General features: G+C 49.1%; 11 protein-coding genes and 1 tRNA gene. 6 read left to right on the top strand and 6 right to left on the bottom strand.

Annotated elements, in window-relative coordinates:
* Positions 1-39 precede the first annotated feature (39 nt).
* A complete protein-coding gene (locus OEM52_01865) occupies positions 40-1,464 on the bottom strand; it encodes a T9SS type A sorting domain-containing protein (GenBank protein MDK9698884.1) in 1,425 nt (474 codons plus the stop codon).
* A 194-nt stretch (positions 1,465-1,658) separates the two neighbouring features.
* Between OEM52_01865 and OEM52_01860 the strand changes: the two genes are divergently transcribed.
* Entirely contained in the window at positions 1,659-2,084 is a 426-nt protein-coding gene (locus OEM52_01860) for a hypothetical protein (GenBank protein MDK9698883.1), read from the top strand.
* A gap of 120 nt (positions 2,085-2,204) precedes the next feature.
* On the opposite strand, the gene acs is transcribed toward OEM52_01860, so the two are convergent.
* Positions 2,205-4,160, bottom strand: coding sequence for an acetate--CoA ligase (acs, locus tag OEM52_01855; GenBank protein ID MDK9698882.1), 1,956 nt, complete (start codon positions 4,158-4,160; stop codon positions 2,205-2,207).
* 145 nt (positions 4,161-4,305) lie between these two features.
* Here acs and OEM52_01850 point away from each other — a divergent pair, with 145 nt between their 5' ends.
* Together OEM52_01850 and OEM52_01845 are read left to right on the top strand one after the other, a co-directional pair.
* Complete coding sequence (locus OEM52_01850; GenBank protein ID MDK9698881.1) at positions 4,306-5,169, top strand: M28 family peptidase; 864 nt, start codon at positions 4,306-4,308, stop codon at positions 5,167-5,169.
* Between the two features lie 328 nt (positions 5,170-5,497).
* Positions 5,498-7,621: a T9SS type A sorting domain-containing protein gene (locus tag OEM52_01845; GenBank protein ID MDK9698880.1), complete on the top strand. Its 2,124-nt coding sequence runs from the start codon at positions 5,498-5,500 to the stop codon at positions 7,619-7,621.
* A gap of 251 nt (positions 7,622-7,872) precedes the next feature.
* Here OEM52_01845 and OEM52_01840 read toward each other — a convergent pair whose 3' ends face one another.
* Both OEM52_01840 and OEM52_01835 read right to left on the bottom strand, forming a co-directional pair.
* On the bottom strand, positions 7,873-8,784 hold the full coding sequence (locus tag OEM52_01840; protein ID MDK9698879.1) for an EamA family transporter: 912 nt from the start codon (positions 8,782-8,784) through the stop codon (positions 7,873-7,875).
* Positions 8,785-8,856: 72 nt separating this feature from the next.
* A tRNA-Glu gene (locus tag OEM52_01835) sits at positions 8,857-8,929 on the bottom strand.
* Between the two features lie 151 nt (positions 8,930-9,080).
* Here OEM52_01835 and OEM52_01830 point away from each other — a divergent pair.
* Positions 9,081-9,548, top strand: a complete 468-nt coding sequence (locus OEM52_01830) for a ferritin-like domain-containing protein (protein MDK9698878.1) — start codon at positions 9,081-9,083, stop codon at positions 9,546-9,548.
* 71 nt (positions 9,549-9,619) lie between these two features.
* Here OEM52_01830 and OEM52_01825 read toward each other — a convergent pair whose 3' ends face one another.
* Complete coding sequence (locus tag OEM52_01825; protein ID MDK9698877.1) at positions 9,620-10,525, bottom strand: hypothetical protein; 906 nt, start codon at positions 10,523-10,525, stop codon at positions 9,620-9,622.
* Between the two features lie 115 nt (positions 10,526-10,640).
* A complete protein-coding gene (locus tag OEM52_01820; GenBank protein MDK9698876.1) occupies positions 10,641-11,174 on the bottom strand; it encodes a ferritin family protein in 534 nt (177 codons plus the stop codon).
* A gap of 359 nt (positions 11,175-11,533) precedes the next feature.
* Between OEM52_01820 and OEM52_01815 the strand changes: the two genes are divergently transcribed.
* The gene (locus OEM52_01815; protein MDK9698875.1) at positions 11,534-12,241 is read left to right on the top strand and encodes a CoA transferase subunit A; all 708 of its coding nucleotides are present in this window, start codon (positions 11,534-11,536) and stop codon (positions 12,239-12,241) included.
* A gap of 63 nt (positions 12,242-12,304) precedes the next feature.
* Positions 12,305-12,964, top strand: coding sequence for a 3-oxoacid CoA-transferase subunit B (locus OEM52_01810; protein ID MDK9698874.1), 660 nt, complete (start codon positions 12,305-12,307; stop codon positions 12,962-12,964).
* Positions 12,965-13,011: the final 47 nt, after the last annotated feature.

Genomic DNA, 13,011 nt, shown 5'->3' with positions numbered 1-13,011 from the left:
AGCCACCCGATTTACACAATCGACAACACCAAAATAATTCTATTTTAAAACGACTGCTTTGTGTGTCGCGATTGGTCTCCCGTTTCCTCGTATTTGCACAAAATATACTCCATTTGCTAACGATTGTGAGGAGAGGGAGTAGTCAAATACACCGGGAGTTACGTTTCGATTTTCGATGGACTGGAGAAATCTCCCTTCGAGATTATGTAAGGAAATCTGAAGGTGAGTCGCTTGTGTAACTTTCACCCGGAGTTTTGCTTCAGCATTGAATGGATTAGGATATAGTGGCGATATAGAAAATCCAATTGGATTCTGAAATGGTTCGGAAACAGCCATGTCGATATTGCTTGCTTGGGCGGAAATTACTGTTACAAACTGGTATCGGTCGTCACTGAATAAATAGATATCTCCCCAAACAAATCGAGAAGTGTCGTAAGGGACTAAACATCCGATTCGGATCGAAATAGTATCAGAGGGTTCGACCGTGTAGCTGGAATCGGGTGATGGGAAAAAATACGTTTGATTTGTTCGGATCGAGTCGATGTGAAGCGGAACGGTTCCTGTATTCGTAACGAATATGTTTTCATAACAAGGTGTATTAGGATGAAAGTAAAACCGCAGAGAACCGGTTAGTGAATTTATTCGTCCAGTTGGCGGCAAGGAAAACGGCACAAATTGTATTTGGTTGGCGTTCATTGCTGGAACAACAAGAACGGAATCGGTCGGTCCGATGAACATATCAGCGGGTCCGTTGATATTACTCGCAACAACGACTGGAGTAGAGCTCTCTTGCAACGAGATTTGGTAGACCGAGTTGGTAGTCCAACTCGTTACATAGTATCTACCCCAACGGTCGCAGGTGAAGCCATCCAATTCGGAAAGTGTGGTGGTACGAACGGTGGTGGCACTGCCGCTCTCGGTACGTGAAACCGACTGGATCGGTGAATTCACCCGGAACGAAACAAACAGGACGCGATTATTCGGATGATCAATCCAAATCCCGTTGGGCGCTTGTACGTTGCCGACGCAATAGGGTGAACCGGCACGGCTGCCGACGGTTGCCCGATATATTGCATTGACTTGCATATCTGATACGAAGATGAACTCCGTATCGACGGCGATATCATTCAAAAAACTTGACGCGGGAAATGTCATGGTGAATAAGAATTGACCGGAATTCAGGTTGTATGCTCGCACGATTGTAACATCGGTTACATAGAGGGTATCGCCGAGTAGTGCCATTCCTTTTGGTTGCGTTAAGCCGGATGCCCATATCGATGTTTGCCCGCCCAGTGATCGTGAGACGATAGTGCCGTTCCCAGCACAGGAGAAAAGATAACGCGAATGGGCGTCATCCCACACACCGCTTTCTGGCGCGACGATTTGTGCGAACGCCGTTGGAACAATGGCGCATCCAAGTAGAAGGAAACACAGGATGGTGTGGGTAAGACGTTGGTGTTTCATAGCATGCCTCTCAGGGAGTGGAGTCTGTTTCAAGGTACCTACCGAATTGTAAGAAGGCAAGAGTATTCGTTTAGTTACAATAGATTTCACATTCCTGATCATCTCTCTGAGAATAACTGGTTGTCTCTCACATTGCAGGAGCAATCACAGATTGTTAGTTTTGTAGAAAATCAACGCTATCTACTGGAGATTTCATGAAACGTGTTCACGGTCTTATCAGCATCCTCCTCTTCTTTTTGGCGGTCGGTATCGCTGCTTGGACGGTTTTCCAATCTTCGGCGCTGTATGGATGGTTATATCTGGTGGTCACTGTCCTTGGTACTTTGGGAATTGTCTACTCATTTTGCTGTAAATGTTGTAGTAAACACCAATGTAGTCATATTATTCTTGGGATGATGGCAAAGAAAATGCCGAAACGTCCGGTAGGAAAATACACCAAGTGGGATGTGGTGGGGATGGCAAGTTCGTTTTTTGCGGTGGTCGCCTTCCCGCAAGTCTGGCTCTGGAGTTACCTCTACCATGCCCTCCTCTTTTGGGCGCTCGCCCTTTTCATCGTCTGGGAAATCGCTCATCACGTCTGTCCCAGTTGCAAGAATACGTTGTGTCCGTTGCATACTTAGAGTATATATATAGCAGAAATAAATAAAAATATTTTTTTAAATTGACAAATAAAGGAGCAATAAACATTACGGTTATTGCTCCTTGCTATTTATTTGAACGCGAGTGTCGTTATAGTAAAATTACGACTCCTGCTCTTCGTACTTCTTCTTCAGGAAATCTACGACGCTGGGGTCGGCAAGGGTAGTTGTATCGCCGAGGACGCGTCCCGCCGCGATGTCACGTAAGAGTCGCCGCATGATTTTTCCACTGCGGGTTTTCGGTAAGTCGGAACTGAAGAGGATTTTCTCCGGTTTCGCTATCGCGCCGATTTGCGTGGCAACGGTATCTTTCAATTGAGCGACCAGTTCGGCATCGCCCATCTTTCCGCCTTTCAGCGTCACAAACGCGGCAATCGCCTCCCCTTTGATTTCGTGCTCGATCCCGACGACCGCGGCTTCCGAAACTAACGGATGGGAGACCAAAGCGCTCTCGACCTCCATCGTCGAAATCCGGTGCCCCGCGACATTCATCACATCGTCGACCCGGCCCAGCAGCCAGAAGTTGCCGTCTTCATCCTTCCGCGAACCATCCCCCGGGAAGTAGTATTTACCGCCCCATTTCGACCAATAGACCGCTTTATAGCGCTCAGGATCGCCCCACAAACCTGCCAGCATTGCCGGCCACGGCTTCCGAATTGCGAGCAACCCCCCGGAGCCCGTCGGAACTTCCTCACCTGCTTCATTCAAAATTGCGGCATCGATCCCCGGCAACGCTTTCGTGGCACTGCCCGGCCGAGTGGTCGTTATCCCGGGAAGCGGAGAAATCATGATTCCGCCGGTTTCGGTCTGCCACCACGTATCGACAATCGGACATTTGTTGTGACCGATATGCTCGTTATACCAGAGCCAAGCTGCCGGGTTAATCGGCTCGCCGACGGTTCCCAACAACCGTAAAGTCGATAAATCGTGTTTCGCCGGATGTTCGGTACCCCATTTCATGAAGGCGCGAATCGCAGTAGGCGCGGTATAGAAGACTGTCACGCCATGCTTCTCGATTAGCTCCCAAAAACGATCCTTCTCCGGCCAATCAGGCGCTCCTTCGTACATCACGATGGTTGCTCCGAGTGAGAGCGGCCCGTAAACGACATAGGAGTGTCCGGTCACCCAACCGACATCTGCCGTACACCAGAACACATCCTGCGGTTTCAAATCGAACACCCATTGCGTCGTCCGGTTGACGCCAACCAAGTACCCGCCGCAATGATGGAGAATCCCCTTCGGTTTTCCGGTAGAGCCGCTTGTATAAAGCGTAAAGAGCGGGTCGTTGGCATCCATCGGTTCCGGTTCGCACCAATTCGGTTGGTCTTGCATCAAGCGATGAAACCAGTGGTCGCGCCCCTCTTTGACGCGTAGCAAAAACTCGCCGCGCTTCACGATGACCACATGTTTTATCGATGGGCATTGCATGATGGCGATATCGGAATCGTGCTTCAGTGGTAACACTTCGCCGCGCCGCCACCCGCCATCGGAAGTAATTAAAAGTTTCGCTTCGGCGTCGTTGATCCGGTCTCGGAGCGATTCAGGCGAGAATCCGCCGAAAACGACACTGTGAATTGCGCCGATACGAGCGCAGGCAAGCATTGCAATCGCCGCTTCGGGAATCAACGGGAGATAAATCGCGACGCGATCCCCTTTGACGATGCCCAGTTTCTTCAAGGCATTGGCGAATTTATTGACATAACGCCACAATTCGCGGTAGGTCATCGTCCGACGGTCGCCCGGTTCCCCTTCCCAGATGATTGCCGCTTTATTGCCATTCCCAGCTTGGACATGGCGGTCAAGACAATTGCTGGAGACGTTTAATTTGCCGCCGACATACCAGCGGTAAAATGGTGGATTCGAGTCGTCCAACACTTTGTCGAACGGTTCCATCCAATCGACAAACTTTGCCTGTTCCCGCCAGAAGGCTTCGGGATCCTGCCGGGCAGCTTCGTGGAGCGATTCGTCGGAGACATACGCGGTTTTGCGAAAGTCGTCCGGCGGTGGAAAGCGATGTTCTTCGCGTAAGAGTACTTCGATATTACTCGACTGGTTCATTTTTTCCCCCCAAGGAAATAGTGCGAGCGGAATAAAGCATGTAAAACCGCGCAATGCAAGTAAATTCTCCCCAAGTTACATTTTTCCCCGATGTCCTGTTTGTACCTGAAATTTCTTACATTCTGGTAATAACACAGGATGAATCATGAATATCGTAAAATGGGTCGAGACGGTCGCGCAGGTTCCCTCATTCAGCAGCCACGAAGAACGGCTGCATCCGTTGTTACTAAAAGTAGCGGAGAAAGTCCCGGGAGCGACGGTGGAGTTTGTTCCATTCAACAACATGATAATCACGGTACCGGGGACACTAGATACGAAGCTTATTGCAGTATCGGCGCACCTCGATAAAATCAATCACTTCGGCATCGACCGCACCGATTCGCTCCCGATTTCTAATGTCGATGGGAAACTAACCGGGTTACTCGACGATGCGACCGGCGTCGGGATTCTGCTCGCATTGTTGGAAGAAATTCACAACATTCCGCAACGGCCGACCTTGCTATTCCTCTTTTCCGAAATGGAAGAGAGTACCGGATTGAAACAAGCGCCTCACTTACTCAAGAACAATGGGGAGGGGTACTACTCCGGGATGGGTGCGGAGCGGATCGCCAAGCATTTGATTGCCACCAATCGTATCCCTGCATTGGTTGCGACCATCGATACGACGCCGCTCTTCAAAGGGGAAGCGGGCGTCGCATTGTACAGCAAACATTGGGAATTCAATAAAATCGAACCGACGGAGCAGTTGCTAAAGAATACGACCGCAGTCGAAGAGTGGTTCACGAAGAACTATCCCGAGGTGTTGCACCGGAACAACACCAACGATTACCTGATGTATGGGAAAATTCTGAATACCGAGACGCCGCAAGCAGTGGTATCGATTGCGATTGAGCCATCGATCTTCCCCTATCATTGTGCCGAGGAAGGGGTATTCGAGCGCGACATTATTGCAGTATCCAATATCCTCCGAGCATTAGTGCAAGCGAATTTGTCTTTGCGAGGAGCGTAGCGACGAAGCAATCTCAGTAGAGGCGTGCCGCGCACGCCCTATGAGTAGAGAGTGGTGGTAAGAGGTTTCCAAACCCGTATCGTAGGGTTGTATGGCACACGCCCATCCTTTATTTGGGTAGGGGCGGGCTCCCACGCCCGCCCGAATTGAATGATGGTGGCTACGGGCTTCCAAGCCCGTTCCGTAGGGCCGGCTGGCAGCCGCCCCTCATCTCTTGATAGTTTGTGACTCTTTACACAAATACAACAATAACTTTGTATATTGACTAACACATAAGTATCCAGATTAGAAAACACCAGCTACTATCCAACTTCAGGAGAATGATACAATGCGAAACCTTCGCTTTGTGGTTATAAGTTTTCTTCTTTTCCTTTCCACAATTTCCTTCGCGCAAGACAGCTTACATGTCCGCTGTCTCGGCAGATTCTGGCGCACGTACTCATTTGCTGTCGATGTTTCAGGGAACTACGCCTATATTGCTGATGGATCTTCTGGACTGCAGATTGTTAATATCACAAATCCGGCAAATCCTACACAGGTAGGTTTTTGCAATACGCCGGGTAATGCTAATGATGTAAAGGTTTCCGGCAACTACGCCTATGTTACGGATGCAGATTTTGGACTTCGAATCATCAATGTTAGCAATCCAGCAAATCCAATAGAGGTCGGTTTTTTCGATACACCAGGTTATTCGCGAAGTGTAGCGGTCGCGGGCAACTACGCCTATGTCGCGGACGGTACTTCGGGATTGCAAATCATTAACATCAGCAATCCGGCAAATCCTACTTCAGTTGGCTTTTACGATACGCCGGGTCACGCTTGGGATGTCGCCATTTCAGGGAACTACGCCTATGTTGCAGATGATACTTATAGTTTGCGAATCATCGATATCAGCAATCCTGCAAATCCTGTAGAGGTCGGTTTTTACGATACACCGGGGATTTCTTATGGTGTTACTGTATCAGGCAGCTACGCTTACGTAGCGGATTATACTTCGGGATTACAGATAATCAATGTCAGTAATCCTACAAATCCAATTTCGGTTGGTTCATACGATACTCCAGGGTTTGCATATTGTGTAACGGTTGTAGGCAGCTACGCCTATGTGGGAGATGGATCTCTGCGGATAATCAACATTAGCAATCCGTTTAATCCAACTGAGGTAGGTTTTTGCGATTCGCCAGTTTCTACATGTGTAACGTTGGCAGGCAACTACGCGTATGTCGTGGCATATTTATCAGGATTACGGATTATCAATGTCAGCAACCCGGTAAACCCTATTGAGGTCGGTTCTTACGATACGCAAGGCGATGCTCTTGATGCAATGGTATCTGGTAACTACGCCTATGTCGCAGATGATAACTCTGGCCTGCGGATTATCAACGTTAGTAATCCTATGAATCCTACGTCGGTTGGTTGTTATGATACACCGGGAGAAGCTCATGGTATTACGGTAGCAGGAGGCTACGCCTATGTCGCAGACTACTATTCCGGTTTGCGGATCATCAATATCAGCAATCCGGCAAGTCCTTTAGAAGTCGGTTCTTACGATACGCCTGAGAATGCTTATGGTGTCGCTGTATCTGGCAGCCACGCTTATGTAGCAGATGGTACTAGTGGTTTGCGGATCATCAATGTCAGCAATCCGGCAAATCCCGCAGAGATTGGTTTTTACGATACACCTGGCTGGGCTTATGGTGTAAAAGTAGTTGGCAGCCACGCCTATGTAGCAGATGGCACTAGTGGTTTACAAATTATCAATATCAGCAATCCGGCAAATCCGACTGAAGTCGGTTCTTACAATACACCTGGGAGTGCTTCTGATGTAAAGATAACGGGCAACTACGCCTATATTGCAGACTACAGCTACGGTTTGCGGATCATCAATATTAGCAATCCGGCAAGTCCATTAGAAGTCGGTTATTACGTAACGACAGGGCTTGCTTATGGTGTCGATGTATCCGGCAGCTACGCCTATATTGCAGACTACGACTGTTTGCGGATCATCAATGTCAGCAATCCACAGAATCCCACTGAGGTCGGTTTTTACGATACACCAGAGTTTGCACATACATATAAAGTTACAGTAAACGGTAACCTCGCTTATGTCGCCGCTGGACAGGAATTCGGTATCTACGACTGCTCGCAAGCACTCGGAGTGGTGGATCGAGTCGGAACAGAAGTACCACAGTCTCTTAATCTGAAACCGAACTACCCTAACCCATTCAATGCGACTACCACCATTGAGTACACCATTCCGAAAACGGGAAAAGTCGACTTGAAAGTATTCGATATCAACGGTCGCGAAGTGGCAACGCTGGTGAACTTTCATCAAAACCCGGGATCGTATAAAGTCACCCTCGATGGAACATCACTTTCTACCGGTACTTACTTACTTCGCTTGCAATCAGGGGAATTTTCTCAAACGCAAAAGATGGTGTTGCTGAAGTAGGGGCTCGGAATTCGGGGTTCGGGGATCGGTAGGGGCGTGCAGCGCACGCCCATAAATACAGGTCTGGAGACCTGTCAGTACCCAATAGTATCAAAGGCTTGGTAGGGACAGGCGTCCTCGCCTGTATTGAATCCCGCACAAGAAAAGGGCGTATTGCAATACGCCCCTACGCAACGGGCTTGGCAGCCCGTAGCCACCATCTGCAAAACAACGGGCGTACGCGGTACGCCCCTACCGAACACAGCAATCCCCTACTTTCTCTTCTCGTGGAAGACACCGACCACACCGGCGATGATGAGCGCCATGCCGCCCAAGGTCCACCCGGATACCGGTTCATCGATGAGCAACCAACCGAGCAGTACGGCGATGACCGGATTGACATAAGCATACGTGGTAACCACCGATATCGGGAGTAATGTCAACGACGTGAGATAGGAAGTATAGGCGATTATCGAACCGGCAACGATGAGGTATCCTACCGCTAACCAGATTTCAAGCGGAAGGGGATGCAGAGTTTCCCCACTGAGCAAGGAGACTATACTCATCGCGACAAACCCGAAGAGATGTTGATACGCGGAACTGGTGAGCGAAGGGAGACTACTTTTCTTGCGCTGCATGAGAATCGACCCGGCACCCCAGCATAACGGCGCCGCCAGTAACGCAACTGCGGAAAGAATATCGCCGGAGTCACCGTGTTGTATCACCGGAAAGAGCAGTACCCCAAGACCCAGAAAGCCGATCACTAACGCTCCCACCAGTTTCAAGGTCGGCACTTTCCGGTCGATGATTCCTTCCATAATGGTGACCCATAGCGGAAGCGCACCTACCAACAGCGCGGCATAACCGGATTCGGCGCGTTGTTCGGCAAAATTGACCAACCCATTCCCACCAACCCACAGGAGAGTACCGGAGATGGCATTTACGATGAATTCGGTTTTGGTCAGGCGAATCGACTTGTAGCGGAAATATGACCATGTGAGGAGGATTGTGCCGGCAATACCGGTGCGGATAACCCCCAGCATAAAGGGGGGCATCCCATCACCGCCCCGGACCGCAATCCGGATCGCTAAGTAGGTGCTGCCCCAAAAGAAGTAGACAGCGAGTAGGTATGGTATTCCCTTCGGATTGAGTGTACCCAGAAATGGTTTGCGAGCAGTAGTCATGCACGTTTCCCCAGTCAACCCGAATGAAAAAGAAAAGCCCGCATGGGCAATGCGGGACTAAACCTTGATAAGTAGCGCATAGGGGATTCGAACCCCTGTTACCGGCGTGAGAGGCCGACGTCCTAGACCCCTAGACGAATGCGCCAGAGTTTGGCGAACCGAAAGATACGGTAGATTGCCTGCTATGTCAAGGAAAGAACTTTCGTATCACCTGTGATGATTCGCAGACAGAACATCGTTGGATAAAACGGTAGGAAATCCAACTTGGAAATTTCAATTTACGATGGGAGAAATACATGTCGTCGAAAAAATCTCATAATAGCGACAGCGGTAAAGCGCTTGTCCTCAAGAAATTGGTCGAATCCCTCACGCTGGAAATCAATGCGATTGCCCAGTACCACAGTTTTGCTATAAACTGCAAACCGGTCGACTTCCGCAGTGCGAAAGTTGCTGAATTGTTCCAACATCTCGCCGCCGATGAAACCGGAGATTTGAAGATATTCATCGAATGGATTAATAATTTGGGCGGTACGGTCGACGAAAGCCTTCCGGTGAAAATGGAATTGGTCACCGATCCGGTCAAGATGCTAAAGATGGCGATTGAAATGGAGAAAGGCGCCGTGCGGAAATATCGCGAAGTTTTAAAGGCGCTGAAGACAATCGAAGAGGAAGAGTTTTACTCGGAAGGGCTCTTCCACGCTATCATCCATATTATCACCGACGAGCAGGAACATATCCGCAAGTGTGAGCTTTTGCTCGACTAACCGAATAGCGTTACAAGATCGATTCCAAGCGACTCGATATGAGTACGGGCGAACCTTGTGTTCGCCCTGTACTATTTGTACCAGCTTCGTACGTGAAGAATGGTGAACCCGACAAATACGACAAAGAATGCAAAAATCCAGATTAGCGCGGTTTTACGAAGGTCAAGTGAATATTTTTCAAAGTCGTGTTCGGTATAAATGTACATCTTCCCACTGGTAATAAATGGCAGCCCGGCAGACGAATCGATTGCGATCTTATTCGTCTTATCGCCGAAAGTGTAATACGACTTCCCATCGATTACCGCTTCGATGGCAACCGAATAGTGTTTCGGTTCGTTGGTAAGCGCTCCCAGTTCGATTTCCCGCAACAACCCGCTCTGTTCAATCCCTACTTGAATCAACGCCGGAATGCTCCGCTTGAATTTCTCACGGTCAATCAATGTCGCGCTGTAAAATGCCGTGTCTTCCCTTACGATTCGCTGCTTTCCACTCTCGGTAACCACTGAATCGACTCGAAAAACTTTGCGGCATCGATTCACCCACTGCCATCCTTCGCGAAAGGGAAAGCGCAACGAAAGCATCGTGTCGATTTCTGCTTTAGGAATTTTGTTCTGAGTTAAAGTTGGCGACAGGTATACCGTTTCATTTCCCGTTTTGTAACCGTAGACTAAATCAGTGAAGTAAGAGATCGGAGGCGGTAATTGAAGGATCGGTAGTTTACCATCGACGACGGGATTTTTTTCATACTCATCAAAAAACTGCATCGTCAACGGATTATAATAGGGCATCAAATTGAGGTAAACGACTTGAAGCAGGGTATGCGTGAAAGTGCGGTTCTGTAAATAACGAAAAGTTGGTTGCGCGAGTTGCCGATATGACAGATTTTCGTAATAGGCGAACCATGCCATGATGAGTAACGATGCAAGCGCGCCACTCAATGTAGTCCAGCGGCGGATTCTTTGATTTGAGGAAACCATCGCTCCTCCGTTCCGAGCGCAATAGTTCTTTGAGTATTCGCTACGGTTTGAAAACACCTTGTTGTTTTACGACGACAAAGTGAATGATCACTTCATCGTCGTAACGAAAGTGGTTCTATTCGTCCATCGTATGTTCGAGCGTAATTTCGCTTATCCCGAACCAATATCCGCTGCCGGTAATCGAGTCAATTTCCGCTTGAATTAGATCGACATGGGCTTGTTCCATTTCAACCAAACGTCCGAAAATCCCGCGGGCGGCGACATCATCGGTGTGATAATAAAAATCCTGATAGAATCGAACCGCTTTCGCTTCGTGTTCTAATGCTGCTTTTAGTGCGTCGAGCGCGGATAATCCTTGCTCACCGGAGATTTTGACCGCCCGCTTGGCGACATGGGGACGGATCTTCTCCAACAGCGTTTTTGGTAAATCTTTCGGGCGGTAGTTGCCTGTCTCTTCGAGGTGCAAAAGCTGCTCTTCGAGGAGATTCATGTGATCGACTTCATCCAATGCCAATTGTAGGAACATATCCTTACCGGTTTTTTCTTCGGTCTTTAACGCATACTTGAGATAAGACTCCAATCCTTCCTTCTCGGCGGATATGGCAAGTTTCAATGCGCCGAGTGCGCCAGCCGATGCTACATACTCCATCAAACAACTCCTTTACTGCGAAAATTATGACTTGGGGGATTCGTTGGGTAAGGATAATGCGGGAACCGAAAAAAAACAAGCGGTAACCGGTGGATTTCCCTTTTCTTGGCAAGGGAGGCTCGCCCTTGGAAGCGTGATATTGGTAAACATTAGCAGGCTAAATCGTTCCAACAACCGCTATCGGCTTGTATTTCGTTAATGGGAAAGTTAATATGCGGCATTACCCGCCATATTTTTACTGATTCTTTCCTTTGTTTTGTTACGACGAAGTCTAATGTCTTGTAGCATCGAATGGCATTGATGACGTACCACGGAATTGAATCGGATGGCATTTAGTTGCGAAATCGAAAAGGTATCCAATGAACAAAGTACTCACTTCCGCAACGGAAGCGATTGCGAAAATCGAACCGCATGACGGCGACACCATCTTGTTGGGTGGGTTCGGACTTTGCGGCATTCCAGAGAATCTGATCCTCGCCCTGCGCGACAGCCGGGTGAAGAACCTCACCTGTGTGTCGAACAATGCGGGAGTCGATGACTGGGGATTAGGTTTGTTGTTGCAGACCCGCCAGATCAAAAAAATGATTTCGACTTATGTTGGTGAGAATGCAACATTTGAGCGCCAGTACTTAGATGGCGAATTGGAGATTGAGTTTGTTCCCCAAGGCACTTTTGCCGAACGTTTACGGGCCGGTGGCGCTGGAATTCCTGCGTTCTATACCCCGACCGGCGTCGGTACACCAATCGCGGAAGGGAAAGAGACAAAGATATTTCTCGATCAATCCAATGAAGAGCGCGAATACCTGATGGAGCGCTGGATTCGCGGCAGGATTGCGATGGTAGCCGCCTGGAAAGCCGATCCCTATGGGAATCTCATTTACCGGAAAACTGCTCGCAACTTTAATCCCATGATGGCGACCGCTGCCGATATCGTGGTTGCCGAAGTGGAAGAATTGGTGGAACTCGGCGCATTGGATCAAGAGAATGTTCATACCCCGGGAATTTTCGTCGACTACATCATCGTCGCTCCCCGCGAGAAGCGGATTGAGCGGCGTACCGTTCGGTAGAATCGTGAATGCGTGTTTTATAGCGCTGTGAGTGTAACCATTTTCGATAATTGGTGAACAAGAATGACATTTGAAGAAAAAATCGTCCGCCGCGCCGCCTTAGAGGTGCAGGACGGATTTGCGGTGAATCTCGGAATCGGCTTGCCGACCCTAGTAGCTAATTACATTCCCGACGGGATGTTTGTCATGCTGCAATCGGAAAACGGGCTGTTGGGAATGGGAGTATTTCCGGTCGAAGCGGAAGTCGACGCCGATTTGATCAATGCCGGAAAGCAAACAGTGACGGCGGTTCCCGGCGCATCGTACTTTTCGAGCGCCGATAGTTTTGCGATGATTCGCGGCGGTCACGTCGATTTAACCATTCTCGGAGCGATGCAGGTTTCGCAGGAAGGCGACCTTGCCAATTGGATGATTCCCGGGAAAATGGTGAAAGGGATGGGCGGCGCGATGGACTTGGTCGCGGGGGCGAAGCGGGTCATTGTTGCGATGCAGCATACCGCGAAAGGTGCAGCTAAGATTTTGCGAAAATGTACCTTGCCGCTGACCGGAGTACACTGCGTCGATATGGTGATAACCGAAAACGCTGTCTTCCGAATCGAAAAACATACACGGCAAATGTTCCTCTGTGAAATCGCCGAAGGGCTAAGGGTTGACGACATTTCCGCACAAACTGAAGCCGAGTTTTTGGCGGTGCCAGATTTGAAAACCATCGAATATCGGTAAGGATGTTTTCTATTGAATGATTGGGGGGACAACATTCTTGAGTTTAA

This window comes from bacterium, from assembly GCA_030247525.1.
GTDB lineage: Bacteria > Electryoneota > JAOADG01 > JAOADG01 > JAOADG01 > JAOTSC01.
The sequence above is the reverse complement of the archived record's forward strand: the minus strand, read 5'-3'. Positions and strand labels throughout refer to the sequence as shown.